Genomic DNA, 19,126 nt, shown 5'->3' on the forward strand with positions numbered 1-19,126 from the left:
CTGCTCATACAAAGAGCGCGAACATAACCCAATAGATCATCGCTGCAAGCGCTGCCGAGGCCGGCACCGTGATGATCCAGGCGGCGATGATCGTCATGAAGTGCGAACGGCGAACGAGATAGCGGCGACGAACCTCATGCGTGTTCGGATCTTCCGGTTCATCAATCGCCCAGCTTTCCGCCTTGCGCCGCACGTACCGGATGCGTCGCTTCGAGTTCCGGGTGTACCACTCGCGGAAGAAGCCGACGCCAAACACGGAACCGACCGCGATATGCGTCGTACTGACGGGCATGCCGAGCCACGAGGCCACGATAACCGTGAAGGCCGTCGACAGCGCAACGCAATAGGCGCGCATGGGGTTGAGCTTGGTGATCTGTTCACCGACCAGCCGGATCAGGCGCGGCCCGAACAACAGTAGGCCGACCGAGATACCGAAGGCGCCGATGAGCAGCACCCAGATCGGGGGCTGGCCATTCGTGCCGGCTGCGGATCCCGCGACCGCGCGCACGATTGCCGAAAGTGGGCCGACTGCGTTGGATACGTCGTTGGCACCATGTGCGAAGGAGAGCAGAGCTGCCGAGCCAATCAGGGGAATCTGGAAGAGAACGCGCAGCGAGCTGTTGCGGTTTTCCAGCCCTACGGCCTGCCTGTGAACGAATGAACGCGCGGCAAACCATCCGAGGCCGCCGGCCGCGACGCCGAAAAGGAGGATTGTGAACGAGGAAAACGCGCCAGCGGGCGTAAGCTGCAGCACCATGTAGGAAGCAAAGCCACCGAGCATCATCGCGATCAGAACGGGGACCCAACGCCGCGCCGCGGCAATCTTGTCGTCGCGGTAGATGATCAGGCTCTTCACGAGGAAAAGCAGGCCGGCCGCAATCACGCCGCCAAGCAGCGGCGAAGTCACCCAGGCCGATGTGATCTCGACCATCACCCGCCAGTTCACCGGGTCCGGACCGACCGCGCCGATACCCGCTCCAATCACCGCGCCGACGATCGCGTGCGTGGTCGAGACCGGTGCGTTCATCCAGGTCGCGAGGTTGATCCACAATGCGGCGGCCATCAGTGCCGCTATCATGATCCAGCTGAGTGTGCCTGGTGGGACTTGCACGGCATCCACGATGCTGGAGGAGATCGTCTTGACGACCTCGCCGCCGGCAACTGTCGCCCCGAGAATTTCGAAGATGGCTGCGATGACAAGAGCTTGCCCCATCGTCATCGCTCGGGCGCCCACGGCGGCGCCGACGTTATTGGTAACGTCGTTTGCACCGATGTTCATGGCCATGTAGGCGGCGAGCGCCGCTGCCGCGATCACCAGCACGGCGCTTGGCCGGTCAAAGACATAGACGCCCGCGAAAAGCATGGCTAGCCCAAGGAAGATCAGCCCGAGGCCCGGCGCCACCAGTTTTCGCGAGACGAACTTCGTCGCATCCTCGACATGCGTCAGCTTGTCGAGGTCTTTGTCGAGCGTTCGTTTCGTGAGGACGGCTGATCGGTTGGGCATGCTATTCCTTCGTTGAATCCTGCTTTAGCGCCGCCAAGTTTAGCAGCGCAAGATGGCAGTATTCATTCCGCCGGAATTTGCTTTGGCATGCTTGCCGCAAGCTGTTCCGTCATGCGGCGCTTGAACAGCAGGATGAGATTGCGAAGTTCAGGCTCATGAACGCGCTTCACAGCCTCGTCGCAGGAGACCCACTCCACCTTGCGCTCGCCTTTTTCCTTGAAGTTCTTGGCGATCTCCAGAACCTCGAGAGCATAGACCTGCACTTTACAGGTGACCTTTAGGCCGTTCTTCAACACCTTAGGGTAGGAGTAGGAGCCAAGGATCTCGTTCTCGACGGTTCCGCGCGCACCGGCTTCCTCGAATGCCTCGCGTGCGGCGACCTCATACGAGCACCTTCCGTCCATCGGCCATCCCTTGGGGATGACCCAGCGGCCGGTGTCGCGGCTGGTCAGTAAAAGTACTTCAACGTCGTTGGTTTTCTTTTTGACCCGATAGCAGAGCGCAGCATATTGTTGACGCGGAGGGCGCCGAAACATGAGCTGGACGTCTGCAGCGAGGCGGGCGAGAAGAGTCAACGGTCGGGTCACCTTGGCGTTCTGTTCGAGTGAGTCGTCGTCTATATTAGTATCCGCTGGAAAGCTTGCGCGATCCATACGCATTTCATGCTTTTGGCTCGGATTTGATAACTATCAATAGGAACTTTTTGTTTCGCCGGGTAACAAAAAATCCGTCAGATACTATCCTGATTCCGCCAATGCACAGGCGTTCAATATGAGCGCGCCTTGCATTTCAATCAACGGCGGCGTCATCTCATACACTGTTATGTCAATACTATGGTAATCATGCGTCTTCCTCCCTTAAAAGCCATCCGCGCCTTTGAAGCCGTATACCGTCACGGCAGCATTCTTGGCGCCGCCGCCGAGCTTGGTGTTGTACGCGGCGCGGTGCGCCAGCAGATCTCGATCCTGGAGAACTATTTCGGTGAGAAACTGTTCGAACGCGATGGCAGAAAATTGGCTGCGACCGCGAAAGCTGCACTGTTCGCGGAGGCCTCCACCGCTGCCTTCGCGACGCTGGAACGCGCCGCTGCAGATTTTGTCGGTGGCGAGGATCGCCGCATTCGCCTCGGCGTACCTTCGGCCTTTGCTATATGGTGGCTGATGCCGCGGCTTGCAAACATGCAGGCTGCGCTTGGCGTCGTCGACGTCGATATCCTGCCGATGTCGGTCGTCGAGCCGCTGGCGCTGCACCCGGAACTCGACGCCGTCATCATGGGCGCCGAATACCGGCCAACGGCAGGGGTGACAGCGGTCAAGTTCATGGAGGACGAATTCGGACCCGTCGCGACACCGGATCTGGCAGAAAGGATCGCCGGCGATCCAGCGCGGATGGTGGAGATCACCGCTCTTGTCAGCCGCAGCGCGCCAACCCTTTGGCAGGAGTGGTTTGCCGAGAGCGGCACTCAGGCCGTGATGTTCCGGCGCAAGCAGGAATTCGAGGATCTGCTGCTGGTGCTCGGGGCGGTGCGATCGGGGATTGGTGTTGTGCTCGCGCCGCGCGCTGCCATCGAAGATGACTTGCAGCGCAATCTGCTTGCTGCACCCTATGGCTTCATTCGCCGACTGGCCGGCTATAGCCTGTGCTGTCGCAACGTCGACTCGCCGAAACCCGCGTTCGTCGCCCTTCGCGACTGGTTGCTCCGCTCTGGCGCGGCGACGCAATAGGGCAGATTTTCTGCCCTATTGCGAAGAATTATCTCCATGGTCGAAAGGCGCTGCCGAGCCTAACACTGCGTTGCGAGCAAAAGGACATGGATATGCAAAGAGTAGCAAGCCGCATCGAATGGATCGGCAACAGCTGCAGGTTGCTCAAGGCAACGGCGGCAGAATTCGAGAAGACCCAACCGTTCAACGGCTTGACCATCGGCACGGGGATTCATCTGGAGCCGAAGACCGTGGCGCTGCTGATGACCCTGAAAGCCGGCGGCGCACGGCTTGTCTGCACCGGAAATCTGAACAGCACGCAGCCTTCGACCGTCGAGTTTCTCCGTTCGAAGGGGATCACCGTGTTCGCGACCCAGACAACGGACCCAGTCGCGCATCATGAGAGCCTGCAGGCGGTCGTCGCGGAAAAGCCGGATCTTCTGCTCGACAACGGCGGCGACCTCTTGGCGATTGCGGCCGGGGCTCCTTACGCCAGCCTTCTCGGAGGCACCGAGGAGACTACGTCAGGCCGCACACGCCTGCTGCCGATACGGGCAAAATTGAACATGCCGATCCTGGTCATCAACGACAGCCCGATCAAGCAGTTCGCCGAAAACAGACATGCCGTCGGCCAGAGCCTTTTCGAAAGCTACATACGCTTCACCAACCGCTCGACCAACGGCAAGCGTGTGACGGTTTTCGGCTACGGGGCCTGCGGCAAGGGAACCGCTGCCTGTTTCCGCAACGCGTTTTCAGCCGTCAGCGTCGTTGATATCGATCCGGTGACGGCGCTGGGGGCGCATCTTGACGGATTTTCCACGCCGCTGCGCAACGAGGCGATTGCCTCGGCCGACGTGCTCGTCACCGTTACGGGCTTTCCCGCGATCATCACCGCAGCCGACCTTCCGCTGATCAAGGATCGTGCAATCCTGATGAATGGCGGACATTTCCCGCATGAGATCGACGTTGCCGCATTCCGGCAGCACCCCGATGTCGTGCGGATCGATCGCTACGAGGCGGATCACATCGAGACCCTGCACCTGAGGGACGGTCGCTCTTTCCATGTTCTCGGCGGTGGCCACATGGCGAACCTCGCCGGTCCTAGGCCGCTCGGCAATTCCGTTGAATCGATGGATCTTGGTTTCACACTGCAGGCGCGCTGCCTCGAGCGTGTCGCCAGACGCGAAGTCGGCGCCGAGAGCTGTCTCGTCCCGGTACCCGCGGATATCGATGCCATGGTGGCGAGCGCCTATCTCGATCTGGCGCGATAGGTGACGGGCGCGGCGAGATTCCGCCGCGCGCGTCCAGATTTCAGGCGATTTCCACCACCAGCTTGCCGTTTGCCTGACGGTTTTCGATCAACGCGTGCGCTTCGGCGGCATCGGAAAGTCCGAAGCGGCGCGCGTCCAGCCTCGGCATCAGCTTGCCGGCCTCGACGAGCTTGCCCACCTCGCGCAGGATCTCGCCGTGGTGGCTTCGCCCTTCGCCGGTCAGAAGCGGCAGCAGCGTAAAGACGCCCGAATAGGTCGCCGCCTTGAACGACAGCGGGGCAAGCGCATGCGTCCCCCATCCGAGCGCGCTGACGACGTGGCCAAACCGGCCGACCGCCTGGAAGGCTGTATCGAGGCCCGGGCCGCCGACGGTATCGTAGACGATGTCGAAGCCCTTGCCGGCCGTGTGATTGCCGACATAGTCCGCCACGGTCTCTACCCTGTAGTCGATCGGCGTTGCTCCAAGGCTTCTTAGATAGCCAGCCTTGGAGCCACCGTCGACGGCAAACACATCAGCACCCGCGGCTTTTGCGATCTGTACGGCAATGTGCCCCACGCCACCGCCGGCGCCGAGGACAAGAACCTGCCGGCCTTCGCGGACATTGGCTCGATCGACCAATCCTTCCCAGGCGGTAATCGCGATCAGCGACAGGGCTGCTGCCTCCCGCATCGAGAGATTGTTGGGCTTCGGCGCGATCAGCCGGGCGTCGACCGCTGCGAATTCAGCCAACGAGCCCTGGATGCCGCCGACGCCACCGGTCGTGCCATAGACTTCGTCGCCGCGATGGAACTCGGTGACGCCGGGGCCGACCTGCTCGACGACGCCGGCAATGTCCATACCTACAACGGCCGGGAACGGATGGCGCGCATGGGTGGCATTGCCGGCGCGGATCTTGGTGTCCAGCGGATTGACGCCGCTTGTCTTGATACGGACTAAAACCTCGCCTTCGCGCGGCGCCGGCCGGGCGATCTCGGCCAGGCGGAAATCCGCGTTCGGCGCGTCGATCAGGAGCGCCTTCATCGTTGTGATCTGTGACATGCAACTCTCCTTCGTCTGTTGTTGCCTGGAGAATGCGCCGTTGATATGAGAATGGAAATGAAAGACATTGCACGAAGTTCATACATTTTTGTATGGGAGTCGGCTTGTGGAATGGAGCGATCTCAAACTGTTTCTGGCGATCGCGCGCCAGGGAACTCTCGGCGCCGGCGCCCGCAGCCTCGGCCTGACGCAGCCGACGATGGGGCGTCGCCTTCGCGCCCTTGAAATCTCGCTCGGCCAGACCCTGTTTCAGCGGACAGCCGACGGGTTTGTGATGACCGACGAGGGCGCAGCCGTCTTTGCCCACGCCGAGCGGATGGAAGAGGAAGCACTCGGGCTCGAACGCGAACTTGCCGGACAGAGCCGGCAATTGAGCGGCTTCCTGCGCTTGTCCTCTTCGGAGTGGTTCGGTGCACATGTGCTGGCGCCGGTCCTTGGGGAATTCTCGCTGCGCTATCCGAAGATCGTCGTGGAATTGCTGACCGATAGCCGCCTGCTCAGTCTCTCCCGCCGGGAGGCGGATGTCGTCGTTCGGATCGCGCCCTTTACCGAGCCGGACGTGATATCGAGGAAGCTGCTGCATATCGACTACCGGCTTTACATCCGCCGAGGGGCGGAGCACCCGAAGGCAGGAGATGGCGCGGGCGCGCGCCTGGTAACGATGGACGAGGCGTTTGGCGGCATGCCTGATGTGACATGGCTGACGCGTCTTCTGCCAAAGGCCGAGATTGCCATGCGCAGCAACAACCGCGATGTCCAGGCGACGCTGTGCAGGAATGGGGCCGGGCTCGCCGTCCTGCCGCGCCCCCTTGGCGATTCAATCGCTGATATCGAGCCGGTCGACCTCGGTGAAGCGCCGCCGGGGCGCGACACCTGGATTGGCTATCACCGGGATATGAAACGGCAGGCGCGCTTGCGGGCGCTGCTTAATCTCGTCATCGAGAGACTGGCGAATTGAGCGCCGGAAACCTCTAGCGTTCCCAGTAGGGAACCGGGCCGCAGATCTCGGCGAGATAGTCGATGAACAGCCCTACCTTGGCCGGCAAGAACTGGCGGCTGGGAAAGACTGCGGAAAGCCCCCGCCTCGTGAGCAGGGCCTCAAGACTAAGCGGGCCAGTGGGTTTTGGGTGCCAGGTCCGCCGCGCCGGTCCTTAGGATCCGATCTCCCGGTTCGATCAACCCTGAAATTCTGCCTGTCGCGGTGACTGGAAAAGGCGACAAGGTATTGCGCATTAATCGCACTAGATCTCTATTAGGGGTAGTGAAGATTGTAAGCCACAGGTCGCTGTTTCATCCTGAGGTGCTCTGATCCCGGCAAGCGCTTATAGTGCACCCCCGCATTTCCTGGAGTTATGAAGATGGGTTGGTCTCTGAATCTCGGCACGATCGCTGGCACGACCATTCGCGTTCACTTCACCTTTCTGCTTCTGCTCGTCTGGATCTGGCTGATGCACTACCAGATCGGCGGCACGGCGGCCGCGTGGGAGGGCGTTATCTTTATCCTTGCCGTCTTTGTCTGCGTGGTCCTGCACGAATTCGGCCACATCACAGCCGCCCGGTATTTTGGCATTCGCACGCCCGACATCACGCTTCTGCCGATCGGCGGCGTGGCCAGGCTCGAACGCATGCCGGAAGAGCCGGGACAGGAGTTCGCAATCGCGATCGCGGGGCCGCTCGTGAATGTCGCGATCGCCGTGCTGATCTTCATCGCTTTGGGAGGGCCGGCGGCCGTCGAGCAGATGGCGGAGATCGAGGATCCACGCACGAATTTTCTCGTCAGGCTGGCGGGCGTCAATGTATTCTTGGTTCTCTTCAACATGATCCCGGCCTTTCCGATGGACGGCGGACGCGTCCTGCGCGCCGCCTTGGCCTCGCGCCTCTCCTGGTCACGTGCGACCCAGATCGCCGCCACGATCGGACAGGGGCTGGCCTTCGTCTTCGGTTTCGTCGGGCTCTTCTACAATCCGCTGCTGATCTTCATCGGCATCTTCGTCTATCTCGCCGCGGCGGCGGAAGCACAGAACGCGCAGATCCGGCAGGTGGCGACCAGCGTGCAGGTCGGGGATGTGATGGTCACGGAGTTCGCCCGGCTGGAACGGTCCGCAACGCTCGACGAGGCGGTCGAGATGCTGCTCGCCACCACGCAGCACGAGTTCCCGGTGGTCGACTCCGCCGGCCATCTCGAAGGATTGGTGACCCGCGACGACATGATCCGGGCGTTGAAGGAAAAGGGACCAGCCGCTCCCGTCACCAGCGCAATGCGGAGCGACATTCCCAAGATACATTATCGCAAATCTCTGGAGGAAAGCCTGCGTCTTATGCAGGAGGCAAACGCTCCGGCCGTCGCCGCGACCGACAATACGGGACGGCTTGTCGGCCTCCTGACACACGAAACCATCGGTGAGATGCTGATGGTCCGTTCGGCCGTCCCGGATGCATTCCGCTTTGGCCGCCTGCGCGGGAACGGGCCAAGAACCGCTCGACCCAGCGGCTAACTATTCTTGAAGTGACGCCGTAAACCCTGCCGCCTGGGCTTTGGAACAACGGTCGTCGACGACGTTGCGCGCCATCTCCTCTCGACAAAGCGGCATCAAAACCGGCGTTCTCATGGATGTTCAGTCGGAGCGATCCTGCAAGGCTGAGTGTGTAACTCCAGTCTCCTTAATCCGCCCCGAATGGACAACCTCCTGAAAACCCACAGCTAGCGTTCCCAGTAGGGAACCGGTCCGTAGATCTCGGCGAGATAGTCGATGAACAGCCGTACCTTGGCCGGCAGGAACTGGCGGCTGGGATAGACCGCGGAAAGTGTCACGTTGCGCGATCCTTCGTAGGCAGGAAGGATGTGCACCAACCGTCCGTCTTGGAGCTCCCTGCCGATGTCCCAGGTGGAGCGCAGCGCGATGCCGAGCCCCGATATGACGGCCTCCCTGATGACCTCGCTTGAATTGGTGACGAGCATTCCTTCCGGCCGCAGGGAAAGCGGACCCTCCGGCCCCTCCAGCCGCCAGGCATCGTTGTTGTGGGCGGGCAGGCAGCGGTGGTGCTTAAGATCTTCGATGGTCTGGGGCGTGCCGTTAGCGGCAAGATAGTCCGGCGATGCGCAGAGCAGGCGACGCACGGGGGCAAGGCGCCGCGCGACGAGGCTTGAGTCCGTCAGTTCCGCAATACGGATGGCAAGGTCGAAGCCTTCGCCGATGATATCGGTGAATTCGTCGCTGAGCACGAGATTGATCGCCAAACCGGCATGCATATCCATGAAGGATTTCAGGTGCGGGGCGACATGCATGCGTCCGAACGAGGTGGGCGCCGTCACCTTCAGCGTGCCCTGCATCTGCGCCGAGCGTCCGGAAATGTAGTATTCGGCCTCCTCGATGCCGGCGAGAATGCCAAGCACGCGATCGTAGAAGCCCTGGCCTGCCTCCGTCAGGGAGATCTGCCGCGTCGTGCGCTGCAGGAGCCGCGTGCCGAGCCGATCTTCAAGCCGTTTTATCCGCTTCGACACGACCGCCGGCGAAAAGCCGAGAGCCCTGCCGGCAAGCGACATGCTCCCCGTCGAAACGACCTTTGCGAAAATTTCGAGATCACCGAGATTGGTCATTCGTTAGATTGTTTATCCTTTTGGAATAAGTGCTTAGCATTTGCGCCGTAATCGGGAAAGTGCTAAGCCCGACTGAGCCGGCAGCGCAGAGGATGTCTCCGGTTTTCGCTGTCGGAGCGAAGGGAGAGAGCCATGTCCGATACTATTTCGTTTCTCGCCCCGCGTGCCGACGTGCTTGCCCGCCGCAGGCAGATCGTCGCAGATCTCATCGACCTGCTGCCGCCGGAATGCCTGGTGCACGAGGCGCGCGAGTTGATGCCGTTCGAGACCGATGCCTTCGTTTCCTATCGCCGGATGCCGCTTGCTGTTGCCCTGCCGCGGACGACCGCGGAAGTGGCTGCGGTCATGAAATACTGTCATCGCTATGGCGTGCCGGTGGTGCCGCGCGGCGCCGGAACGTCACTCTCGGGCGGAGCAATCCCACAGGAGGATGCGGTCGTCATTTGCGTTTCCAAGATGAACCGCATTCTCGAAATCGATCTGGCCAACCGCGTGGCGGTCGTCGAAGCCGGCGTAACCAACCTGAATATTTCAGAATCCGTCTCGGCGGACGGCTTCTTCTATGCGCCCGATCCGAGCTCACAGCTGGCCTGCACGATCGGCGGCAATATCGGCATGAATTCCGGTGGCGCGCATTGCCTGAAATATGGGGTGACGACCAACAACCTGCTCGGCGTCAAGATGGTGCTGACCGATGGCACCGTCATCGATTTCGGCGGCAAGGCATTGGACGCCGGAGGCTACGACTTGCTTGGCCTTGTCTGCGGACATGAGGGCCAGCTTGGGATAGTCACCGAAGCGACTGTCCGCCTGATTGCCAAACCGGAGGGCGCGCGGCCGGTCCTCTTCGGCTTTGATACGTCCGAGGAGGCGGGATCCTGTGTCGCCGACATCATCGCATCAGGGATCATTCCCGTCGCGATCGAATTCATGGACAAGCCAGCGATCGAAATCTGCGAGGCCTTCGCCAAGGCCGGCTATCCGCTGGATGTGGGGGCGCTATTGATCGTCGAGGTCGAAGGATCGGAGGCGGAAATGGACGACATGCTGAAGAGCATCGTCGAAATCGCGCGCAAGCATGGCGTGAAAACCGTCCGCGAATGCCAGTCGGCAACCGAGGCGGCGCTGATCTGGAAGGGCAGGAAATCCGCCTTCGGCGCGACTGGCCGGATAGCAGACTATATCTGCATGGACGGAACCGTGCCGCTCAGCCAGCTTTCTTATGTGCTGACGAAAACCTCTGAAATCATCGACAGCTATGGGCTTCGCGTCGCCAACGTCTTCCATGCCGGCGATGGCAATATGCATCCGCTCATCCTGTTCAATGCGAATGATCCGGAAGATGCCGCCCGTGCGGAAGCTGCGGGGATGGAGATCCTGAAGCTCTGTGTCGATGCGGGCGGCTGCCTCACGGGCGAGCATGGTGTCGGCATCGAAAAGCGCGACCTGATGCGTCATCAGTATTCCGAGGCGGACCTGGAGCAGCAGATGGCGGCGCGCGCCGCCTTCGATCCGGCCTGGCTTCTGAACCCCTCCAAGGTTTTCCCGCTCGAGGGACGTCCGGCCGCATGATCGATCTATCGCCCACAACGGACGAAGAGGCCGCGGCAATCGTCCGCAGCCACACCGAGGCCGGCGAGCCGCTGGCGATCTGCGGCGGCAACACTCGCTCGGGTTTCGGGAACGCCGTGGCGGCGGAAAGCCGCCTGCGGTCGTCCAATCTGCGGGGCATCACGGCCTATAATCCCGGCGAGATGGTTTTGACCGCTCGCTCGGGAACGCCGTTGTCCGAGATCGAAGCCGCACTTGCCGAGAACGGTCAAATGATGGCCTTTGAGCCCATGGACCATCGGCCGATCATGGGAACGACAGGTGAGCCGACAATCGGCGGCGTCTTTGCCGCCAATGTCTCAGGGCCGCGCCGTTTCGTCGCCGGCGCTGCGCGCGACAGCCTGCTTGGCGTGAGCTTCATCAACGGCAAGGGCGAGATCATCAAGGCAGGCGGCCGCGTGATGAAGAACGTCACCGGATTGGATCTCGTCAAGCTGATGGCTGGCTCGCACGGCACGCTGGGCTTCCTGACGGATGTAACTTTCCGCGTGCCACCGCGGCCGAGAACCGAAGCAACGATCGTCATCTCGGGGCTGAACGATGCGGAGGCCGCCAACGCCATGGCGGCGGCGATGGCGCTGCCGGTCGAAGTATCCGGCGCCGCACATCTGCCGATGACCGTCGCCTGGAAATTTCTCGACAGTACGCTCTCCGAAGGCGAGGGAACCTGTCTCAGGATCGAAGGCCTGCCCGGCTCAGTCGATGCCAGGGCAACCAAGCTCGCCGCAGCCATGGCGGCATTCGGATCCGTCACGCGCTTCGAGCAGGCAGACAGTGTCCGTCTCTGGAGAGATATCCGCGATGTCGCGCCCTATGCCGACGGTACGGCTCGACCGGTGTGGCGCGTCTCCGTCGCCCCAGGGACCGGCCATCAGCTGGTCGCGGCACTTCGCCTCGAAGCCGGTGTTGACGCATACTATGACTGGCAGGGCGGCCTGATCTGGATGCGGATGGAGGCCGACGCGGATGCGGACCTTTTGCGCCGGTTCATCAAGGCGCTGGGCGGTGGCCATGCGACATTGATCCGCGCACCTGAAAAGATGCGATCTGGGATTGCGGCCTTTCAGCCCCAGCAGGAGGCTGTGGCCTTGCTTTCGCAGCGACTGAAACTGAAATTCGATCCCGCCGGCATCTTCAATCCCGGGAAGATGGCAGGAGCTTGAGGCATGCAGACCAATTTCACCCCGACCCAACTTGCCGACCCGCACGTTGCCGAATCCGAGAAGATCCTGCGCAAATGCGTGCATTGCGGCTTCTGCACCGCGACCTGTCCGACCTATGTCACGCTCGGCAATGAGCTCGATAGCCCCCGTGGGCGCATCTATCTGATCAAGGACATGCTGGAAAACGGGCGCCCGGCCGACGCCGAGGTCGTTACCCATATCGACCGCTGCCTCTCCTGTCTCGCCTGCGTAACGACCTGTCCCTCCGGTGTCGATTATATGCACCTCGTCGACCATGCGCGGGCGCACATCGAAAAGACCTACAAGCGTCCTTTCATGAACCGGCTCGTGCGCGCCATCCTTGCTGCTGTTCTGCCTTATCCCGATCGGTTTCGCCTCGCGATCAAGCTGTCGTCAGCGGGGCGGCCGTTCGCAGGTCTTTTAGCGCGCGCGCCCGCATTGAAACCATTTGCCGCGATGCTGGCGCTGGCGCCGCGTCGCATTCCTCCCGCCTCCGCCTATGCCGCGGTGGCAAGCCACCCGCCGGTCGGCGAGAAACGCGGTCGCGTCGCGATCTTGACTGGCTGCGCGCAGCCGGTTCTCGATCCCGGGATCAACGAGGCAACAATCAGGCTCCTGACACGGCTTGGTGTTGAAGTCGTCGTTCCCAAGGGAGAGGTTTGTTGCGGCTCGCTCGTCCACCACATGGGACGGGAAGAGCAGGCATTGGCGAGCGCACGTGCCAACGTCGATGTGTGGACGCGTGAACTCGAAGAAGGCGGGCTCGACGCGATCATCATTACCGCTTCCGGCTGCGGCACGACGATCAAGGACTATGGCCATATGCTGCGGCTGGATGCGGCCTATGCCGAAAAGGCGGCACGCGTTTCGTCCTTAGCGAAGGACATCACGGAATATCTCGCATCGCTCGAGCTCCCCGCGCAGATGCCGAAGGGCATCATCGTCGCCTATCACTCTGCCTGCTCGATGCAACACGGTCAGAAAATCACGATGGCGCCGAAGCAGCTGTTGAAGGCGGCCGGATTCAATGTCCGCGATCCTGCCGAAGGTCACCTCTGCTGTGGGTCGGCGGGTACCTACAACATCATGCAATCCGACATTTCCGATGCGCTCAAGACCCGCAAGGTCAGGAACCTCGAAGCAACGAAGCCGCGTGTGATCGCAACCGGAAATATCGGCTGCATGATGCAGATCGCGACAGGGACGGCGATTCCGATCGTTCACACGGTGCAATTGTTGGATTGGGCCTACGGCGGAGATATGCCGGAGAAACTAAAGGATCTGCCGCTGGCTTAGAGGTGCCGGATCGTCCGGTGGTCTCGAAAGCCCATGCATCGCATAGCCCTTGAGCTTGCGACCCCGCATCCGCGGTTTGAGATCGGCGACCGGTTGCCCGGCCGCCTAATTGCTTGGCTTAGCCGCCGAAAATCGTCCGCAGCACGTCGATGCCGCGATCTTCGAAGCTGATTTCGCCCTGCTTGTTGCCAGGGCCGACGACGATGACCTTCGTGCCGACGGGCGCACGATCGTAAAGATCGATCACATCCTTGTTCATCATGCGGATGCAGCCGGACGACATGTTGAGCCCAATCGACCACGGCTGGTTGGTGCCGTGGATGCGGAAGCTCGTATCGTTGCCGCCCTTGTAGAGATACATGGCGCGGGCGCCAAGCGGATTGTCCTCGCCGCCTTCCTGGAAGGTCGGGAGGATGTGGCCCTTCGCCGCCTCGCGAACACGCATCTCAGCCGGCGGCGTCCAGCCCGGCCATTCTGCCTTGCGGCCGATCTTCACCACGCCCGACCAGCCGAAGCCCTCGCGCCCGACGCCGATGCCATAGCGCGTCGCGCGGTCCTTGGTTTCGACGAGATACAGGAACTTGTGGTTGGTATCGATGATGATCGTGCCGGGTGCCTCGTTGGTGATGAGGTGCACGCGCTGGCGCTTGAACTGCGGCTTGACCGACTTCGGCGGTGCGGCGACCCGAACGACAGGCGCGCCATCGTGAGCGGGTGTAATCGGCTGCGCCGAGACCGATGCGGACATGGAAGTGACCAGAAGGCCGGTGGCCGCAAGAGCCGTCGCGAATTTCAGCATGGTTGATTCCCTCAAAGCAAAACCGGACCGAAGCTACCCTAACTTCGATCCAGTTCAAGATGTCGGCGCGGAATGAAACAGCTGCGATGTCTAATTGCAACTATTCTTGGCCGCGCGCCCGATATTCGGGAGCCTTTACATGACGATGACGCGGGTTCCAACCTTTACCCGCTCGTAAAGGTCAACGACATCCTCGTTGCGTAGCCGGATGCAGCCGGAGGAAACGGCGTTGCCGATCGTCCAGGGGGCGTTGGTACCGTGGATGCGGTAGAGCGTCGAACCGAGATACATGGCGCGCGCGCCAAGCGGATTCTCGGGACCGCCGTCCATGCGCGCCGGGAGATAGTGGCCCTTGGCGGCTTCGCGGCCAACCATTTCGGCTGGCGGCGTCCAGTCCGGCCATTCGGACTTGCGGGTAATCTTGTGCACGCCGGCCCATTCGAAGCCTGGCTTGCCGACGCCCACTCCGTAACGCCGCGCCTTGTCGCCCTCCATTACCAGGTAAAGGAAGCGGCTGTTGGTATCGATGACGATCGTGCCGGGCCGTTCCTTGGTGTCGTAGGTGACGATCTGCGGCAGAAATTGCGGCTCAAGCTGGCGGCGGACGACTGGGACGCCGGGATTGATGGCGGACACCGGTTGCGCCACGGCGGCCGGAGCGCGGCCGAAGACGCCGGATGTGAACAGACCGCGTTTCGGAAAGTCCGGTTGTCGGTAGACGACGGGACGAACCTTGCCGCCGAGCTGCATGACCCATGGGGCTGCAAGGTCCGGGCTTAGCACGACCGGCGGGCGCGTTGCATAACGGTCGTCGCCGAGCGCAGCGGTGGAAAAGACGCCGAGCATCGCTGCGGCGAGCAGAAGGGATTTCATCATCGGACGGACTCTCTACAAATGGCCGAAAATGCACGGACGGCAGCGGCCGCCTGCCGCCACGCTGCCACCGTTCCCGCCAGCGAATCGTAAATTTGAATTCATTCAAGTCCGAAGCGAGAGATAAACTTTTCGTCAGGGTTATCGTTCGGTTTGGAAAGAGAGTTTGCAAATGGTAAAGCCGGATTCGCAGCACGAAAGCGAAGCGGGATCATGAGCGATACGGGCATCATCATCGGCGAAGACGGCAAGAGCCGTTGTCACTGGCACGCCAACCTCCCGGATTACCTCAAGTATCACGACGAGGAATGGGGGCGGCCGGTAACGGATGACATCCGCCTCTTCGAGAAGATCTGCCTGGAGGGGTTCCAGTCCGGTCTCTCCTGGCTCACCATCCTGCGCAAGCGCGAGAATTTCCGCGCTGCCTTTGCTGGCTTCGACTTCGAGAAGGTTGCGCTCTTCGACGACAGCGATATCCAACGCTGCCTCGCCGATCCCGGCATCGTGCGCCATCGAGGCAAGATCGTCTCGACGATCAACAACGCCCGCCGTGCGATCGAACTGAGGCAGGAGTTCGGGTCGCTCGCCCGGTATTTCTGGAGCTTCGAGCCCGGTCATAACGATAGGCCAAAGGTGGTCGATCGTGCCACTGTCATGGCCAACCCGACAACGCCGACATCGGTTCTCATTTCCAAGAATCTGAAGAAGCGCGGCTGGACGTTTGTCGGCCCAACCACAGTTTATGCCTTCATGCAGGCAATGGGTCTCGTCAACGATCACATCGAAGGTTGCTTCTGCCGCGTCGAGGTAGAGGCGATGCGCAATGCGCTGGTGCGCCCATGAAGGCGCTCGCGGCAACCGTCGCATTCTGCCTGGTGGCATCCGTAGCGTTCGGCCAGTCACCGGAGCTGCAGCCCGGCGAGCGACTGGAGAAGCTGCAGTTTCCGGCTGCAACCATGGAGCTCAAGGGCTGGACGAAGCTCGGCAACGGACGGGTTTACACACTTCCCGTGAAGGCTGGCCAGCATGTGAAGATCAGCTTTGCGACCAAGAGCAAGTTTGCCTTCCTTTCGATCTTCGATCTGGCAACGCCCGACGAGGAGGCGATCTTTGGTACCGATGAGGATGGCACCAGCTACACCGTCACGGTGAAGGACAACACCACCTGGCTGCTGCGGCCCTATTATTCCAAGGCGTCGCCGCGCCGCGGCCTGGGCGCGCCCTACAGCATTCTCGTCGAGCCGCAGGCAACAGCGCCGCAGCCCACGGCTCCGGCTGAACAGCAATCGCCGTCGCCACTTTTCCCTTCAAGGCAGTAATGAGGGGCTAGCCCAGGCCTTCGATCAACCTGCGCAGTTCTCCGAGATGTTCGATCTTGCGAAAGCGCGGTGCGTCCTTCGGTTCCTCGACATGCTCGACGACCCAGGTGAGTTCGTGCGGCACGAAGACGCCGTAGCTGCCGGCGGCAATCGCGGGGACAATGTCTGATTTCAGCGAGTTGCCGACCATCATCGCCCGTTCCGGGCCACCGCCGACCTTGGAGAAGATCCGCCGGTAGGTCACGGCGGTCTTGTCGGAGACGATCTCGACGGCGTGGAAGAAGTCGCCAAGCCCGGATTGCGCGAGCTTACGCTCCTGATCGAAAAGATCACCCTTGGTGATCATCACCAGCAGGTAGTTTTCCGAGAGCGCCGCCAAGGTCTCCTGCACATGCGGCAGGGTCTCGACGGGGTGAGAAAGCAGGTCGCGGCCGGTGTCGAGGATATTGGCAATGACACTGGCGGGCACCTTGCCCTCGGTGACCTCGATCGCCGTCTCGATCATGGACAGCGTAAATCCCTTGATGCCGAAACCGTACTGCCGGAGATTGCGCTTCTCTGCCTCCAGCAAGCGCTCGGAAATTCTTGGACCATTTGCAAAATCGGCCAGCAATTCCGTGAAATGCGCCTCGGTAAGCCGATAGTATTGCTCGTTCTGCCAGAGCGTGTCGTCGGCATCGAAACCGATGGTCGTCAGCATGCGGGTCGTCATCGCCCATCTCCGAGTAATCTGGTTTGAATCTATTGAAAGATGGCCGCGATACAAGAGCATCGCAAAGCCGTGAGGCGAGTACACGGCATGTTGAAATGCCGCCGCCTCGCCTTACATCGATAGTGCCTTCCACGCGGCCGCATTCCGGCTGCTCCTGTCATGTGCAGGCCAACAACCAAAAAATGAACTCATCTGTCCGTAGGCAAGCCTGCGGTCGTCACAAGGAAATTTTCGACCATGCGTTACAATCAACTTGGAAATACGGGACTATTCGTCTCGGAAATCTGCCTCGGTACGATGACATTCGGCGCCGCCGGCGAAAACAACCTTTGGGGCTCGATCGCCGACGTCGACCAGAAAGCCGCCGATGAAATCGTTGCGAAGTCGCTGGCATCGGGCGTCAACTTCATCGACACGGCCGACGTCTATTCCTTCGGCGAATCCGAAAAGCTGCTCGGCCAGGCCCTGAAGAACCTCAGCGTTCCCCGTAAGGACGTGGTCATCGCCACGAAAGTCTATAGCACCATGGGCGACAAGCCGAACGACCGCGGCGCCTCGCGTGGCCACATCATGGATTCGGTCGAGGCCAGTCTGAAGCGGTTGCAGACCGATCATATCGATCTTTACCAGATCCATGCCACCGATCCGGTCACGCCGATCGACGAGACGCTGCGAGCCCTGGACGATCTCGTATCCCGCGGTCTCGTGCGCTATGTGGGTGTCTCCAACTGGCAGGCGTGGCGCATCGCCAAAGCGCTCGGCATCTCGGAACGTCGCGGTCTTGCCCGGTTCGAGACGGTACAGGCGTACTATTCGATCGCCGGCCGCGATCTCGAGCGTGACATCGTGCCGATGATGCAGGAGGAAAAGCTTGGTCTAATGGTCTGGTCGCCGCTGGCGGGCGGTCTTCTCTCCGGCAAGTACGGGCCGGGAGCGCCGGGCAACGGGGAAGGACGCCGCGCCTCGTTCGACTTCCCGCCGGTCGACAAGGATCGCGCCTGGGCCTGCGTTGCCGTGATGCGCGAGATCGCCGCGAAACACGGCACAAGCGTCGCGACCGTCGCGCTTGCCTACATCCTGGCGAAACCTTTCGTGACGACTGTCATCATCGGCGCAAAACGCGTCGAGCAGCTCGACCGGAACCTGGCGGCCGTCAACCTGAAGCTCGATGTGGACGACCTGAAGAAGCTGGACGAGGTCAGCGAACTCGCGCCCGAATATCCGGGCTGGATGCTGGCCCGGCAGGGGGTAGCCCGACGGCCGGAACCTTTCGAACCGAAGGGCTGATTAAGGCCTTGTGCAGGCGGACGCCGGGGCTTCGTGCTCCGGCGTCCTTTGCGATTACTTGCCGTGAGCCTTCAGCCAGGCCTGCATATCGGCGATCTCAGCCTCCTGGGCCTTGATGACGGCTTCCGCGAGCTTGCGAATTTCCGGATCCTTGCCGTACTCCAGCTCGATTTTCGCCATGTCGATCGCACCTTGATGGTGCGGGATCATGCCGCGGACGAAGTCGACATCGGCGTCGCCGATATACTTCATCGTCATGTCCTTGTGCATTTTAGCGTTCGCCTGCGCAAAAGCGTGGCTCGATGCGCCGTGGTCGCCCATTGGCTTGCTCATGTCCATTTTCATCTCCTCTGCGAAGACGGGTGCGGACGAGAGTGCGAGCGTGGCCGCTATGGCGAGAACTTTCAGAGACATGGGATTTCCTTCCTCTGTCTGATACTGGAATTCAATGCGCGGCCGAAGCCGCAGCGTTCATGAAGACCGTCAGACAAGCCGGGGAGGCGGCGCCAGCGGTGCTGGGCGGGCATCCTGCATGGCGTGAGCCGGTCCGGGCGCAGGATAGGAAAACATCTGCTTGCCGGTCGCGGCGATGACGCTCAATGGCGGAATGACCAGGCAGGCCGAACAGAAGGGCATGTGCACCATACCGGCGGCCGAACAAGGATCCTGCTGCGCCGGCGACGACTTGGCCTTCTCGCCCATATCCATGCCGGCCATATGCTGATGCTCGGTGCTGGGCGTCGCAGCGACCGGCTGCATGGACAGGCATGTCGGACAGCCAGCCCATGCGGACATGGTGCCGAAGGCAAACCAGCCGAAAACCATCGCTATGATTGCAAGAAACCGCATATCGTCAAAATAGGTGCAGCGCGCGAAGAAGCCAAGCCCGCTTTATACACTTTGGCGAGAGAAGCGTCGGCCGACGTGCGG

Annotated in this window: 19 protein-coding genes and 1 pseudogene; 10 read left to right on the plus strand and 10 right to left on the minus strand. The window is 61.4% G+C overall.

Going from position 1 to position 19,126, the window contains the following annotated elements; translation table 11 throughout:
- Window positions 1-4: 4 nt before the first annotated feature.
- Together AF71_RS10465 and AF71_RS10470 are read right to left on the minus strand one after the other, a co-directional pair.
- Entirely contained in the window at window positions 5-1,504 is a 1,500-nt protein-coding gene (locus AF71_RS10465) for an inorganic phosphate transporter (RefSeq protein WP_169681261.1), read from the minus strand.
- Window positions 1,505-1,566: 62 nt separating this feature from the next.
- Window positions 1,567-2,079 (minus strand): NUDIX hydrolase, encoded by a 513-nt coding sequence (locus AF71_RS10470; RefSeq protein ID WP_025659467.1) that lies wholly within the window; start codon window positions 2,077-2,079, stop codon window positions 1,567-1,569.
- 258 nt (window positions 2,080-2,337) lie between these two features.
- Here AF71_RS10470 and AF71_RS10475 point away from each other — a divergent pair, with 258 nt between their 5' ends.
- Together AF71_RS10475 and AF71_RS10480 are read left to right on the plus strand one after the other, a co-directional pair.
- A complete protein-coding gene (locus AF71_RS10475) occupies window positions 2,338-3,228 on the plus strand; it encodes a LysR substrate-binding domain-containing protein (protein WP_169681264.1) in 891 nt (296 codons plus the stop codon).
- 92 nt (window positions 3,229-3,320) lie between these two features.
- Entirely contained in the window at window positions 3,321-4,478 is a 1,158-nt protein-coding gene (locus tag AF71_RS10480) for an adenosylhomocysteinase (protein WP_169681266.1), read from the plus strand.
- A 40-nt stretch (window positions 4,479-4,518) separates the two neighbouring features.
- Here AF71_RS10480 and AF71_RS10485 read toward each other — a convergent pair whose 3' ends face one another.
- Window positions 4,519-5,517: a zinc-dependent alcohol dehydrogenase family protein gene (locus AF71_RS10485; protein WP_169681268.1), complete on the minus strand. Its 999-nt coding sequence runs from the start codon at window positions 5,515-5,517 to the stop codon at window positions 4,519-4,521.
- Window positions 5,518-5,623: 106 nt separating this feature from the next.
- Between AF71_RS10485 and AF71_RS10490 the strand changes: the two genes are divergently transcribed.
- Window positions 5,624-6,475, plus strand: coding sequence for a LysR family transcriptional regulator (locus AF71_RS10490; RefSeq protein WP_169681270.1), 852 nt, complete (start codon window positions 5,624-5,626; stop codon window positions 6,473-6,475).
- A 13-nt stretch (window positions 6,476-6,488) separates the two neighbouring features.
- Here AF71_RS10490 and AF71_RS10495 read toward each other — a convergent pair.
- Window positions 6,489-6,593 (minus strand): annotated as a pseudogene (locus AF71_RS10495) (LysR family transcriptional regulator); the annotation flags it as partial.
- Between the two features lie 282 nt (window positions 6,594-6,875).
- On the opposite strand from AF71_RS10495, the gene AF71_RS10500 reads away from it, so the two are divergent.
- Entirely contained in the window at window positions 6,876-8,012 is a 1,137-nt protein-coding gene (locus AF71_RS10500) for a site-2 protease family protein (protein WP_025659463.1), read from the plus strand.
- Window positions 8,013-8,218: 206 nt separating this feature from the next.
- Here AF71_RS10500 and AF71_RS10505 read toward each other — a convergent pair whose 3' ends face one another.
- Window positions 8,219-9,115, minus strand: coding sequence for a LysR family transcriptional regulator (locus AF71_RS10505; RefSeq protein ID WP_169681272.1), 897 nt, complete (start codon window positions 9,113-9,115; stop codon window positions 8,219-8,221).
- 132 nt (window positions 9,116-9,247) lie between these two features.
- Here AF71_RS10505 and AF71_RS10510 point away from each other — a divergent pair, with 132 nt between their 5' ends.
- From AF71_RS10510 to glcF, 3 genes are read left to right on the plus strand one after another with little or no spacing between them, the layout of a single operon-like run.
- Entirely contained in the window at window positions 9,248-10,687 is a 1,440-nt protein-coding gene (locus AF71_RS10510; protein ID WP_018856901.1) for an FAD-linked oxidase C-terminal domain-containing protein, read from the plus strand.
- Window positions 10,684-11,889 carry a glycolate oxidase subunit GlcE gene (gene glcE, locus AF71_RS10515; RefSeq protein WP_169681273.1) on the plus strand — a complete coding sequence of 402 codons (1,206 nt, stop codon included), beginning with the start codon at window positions 10,684-10,686 and terminating at the stop codon, window positions 11,887-11,889. The genes AF71_RS10510 and glcE overlap by 4 nt, the downstream gene beginning before the upstream one ends.
- A 3-nt stretch (window positions 11,890-11,892) precedes the next feature.
- Window positions 11,893-13,206: a glycolate oxidase subunit GlcF gene (gene glcF, locus AF71_RS10520; protein WP_169681275.1), complete on the plus strand. Its 1,314-nt coding sequence runs from the start codon at window positions 11,893-11,895 to the stop codon at window positions 13,204-13,206.
- 118 nt (window positions 13,207-13,324) lie between these two features.
- On the opposite strand, the gene AF71_RS10525 is transcribed toward glcF, so the two are convergent.
- Both AF71_RS10525 and AF71_RS10530 read right to left on the minus strand, forming a co-directional pair.
- Window positions 13,325-14,005, minus strand: a complete 681-nt coding sequence (locus AF71_RS10525; protein ID WP_018856904.1) for a L,D-transpeptidase — start codon at window positions 14,003-14,005, stop codon at window positions 13,325-13,327.
- 135 nt (window positions 14,006-14,140) lie between these two features.
- Window positions 14,141-14,881, minus strand: a complete 741-nt coding sequence (locus AF71_RS10530; RefSeq protein WP_169681277.1) for a L,D-transpeptidase — start codon at window positions 14,879-14,881, stop codon at window positions 14,141-14,143.
- Between the two features lie 210 nt (window positions 14,882-15,091).
- On the opposite strand from AF71_RS10530, the gene AF71_RS10535 reads away from it, so the two are divergent.
- Window positions 15,092-15,721 carry a DNA-3-methyladenine glycosylase I gene (locus AF71_RS10535; RefSeq protein WP_018116680.1) on the plus strand — a complete coding sequence of 210 codons (630 nt, stop codon included), beginning with the start codon at window positions 15,092-15,094 and terminating at the stop codon, window positions 15,719-15,721.
- Complete coding sequence (locus AF71_RS10540; RefSeq protein WP_018856906.1) at window positions 15,718-16,197, plus strand: hypothetical protein; 480 nt, start codon at window positions 15,718-15,720, stop codon at window positions 16,195-16,197. Before AF71_RS10535 ends, AF71_RS10540 begins: the two co-directional genes overlap by 4 nt.
- Window positions 16,198-16,204: 7 nt before the next feature.
- Here AF71_RS10540 and AF71_RS10545 read toward each other — a convergent pair whose 3' ends face one another.
- The gene (locus tag AF71_RS10545; RefSeq protein ID WP_018116678.1) at window positions 16,205-16,909 is read right to left on the minus strand and encodes an HAD family hydrolase; all 705 of its coding nucleotides are present in this window, start codon (window positions 16,907-16,909) and stop codon (window positions 16,205-16,207) included.
- Window positions 16,910-17,146: 237 nt separating this feature from the next.
- Here AF71_RS10545 and AF71_RS10550 point away from each other — a divergent pair, with 237 nt between their 5' ends.
- Window positions 17,147-18,196: an aldo/keto reductase gene (locus AF71_RS10550; RefSeq protein WP_169681280.1), complete on the plus strand. Its 1,050-nt coding sequence runs from the start codon at window positions 17,147-17,149 to the stop codon at window positions 18,194-18,196.
- Between the two features lie 54 nt (window positions 18,197-18,250).
- On the opposite strand, the gene AF71_RS10555 is transcribed toward AF71_RS10550, so the two are convergent.
- Together AF71_RS10555 and AF71_RS10560 are read right to left on the minus strand one after the other, a co-directional pair.
- The gene (locus AF71_RS10555; protein ID WP_169681282.1) at window positions 18,251-18,610 is read right to left on the minus strand and encodes a DUF305 domain-containing protein; all 360 of its coding nucleotides are present in this window, start codon (window positions 18,608-18,610) and stop codon (window positions 18,251-18,253) included.
- Between the two features lie 69 nt (window positions 18,611-18,679).
- Window positions 18,680-19,045 carry a hypothetical protein gene (locus AF71_RS10560; protein ID WP_169681284.1) on the minus strand — a complete coding sequence of 122 codons (366 nt, stop codon included), beginning with the start codon at window positions 19,043-19,045 and terminating at the stop codon, window positions 18,680-18,682.
- Window positions 19,046-19,126 lie beyond the last annotated feature (81 nt).

This window comes from Rhizobium sp. 57MFTsu3.2, from assembly GCF_012932765.1.
Lineage (GTDB): Bacteria > Pseudomonadota > Alphaproteobacteria > Rhizobiales > Rhizobiaceae > Rhizobium > Rhizobium altiplani.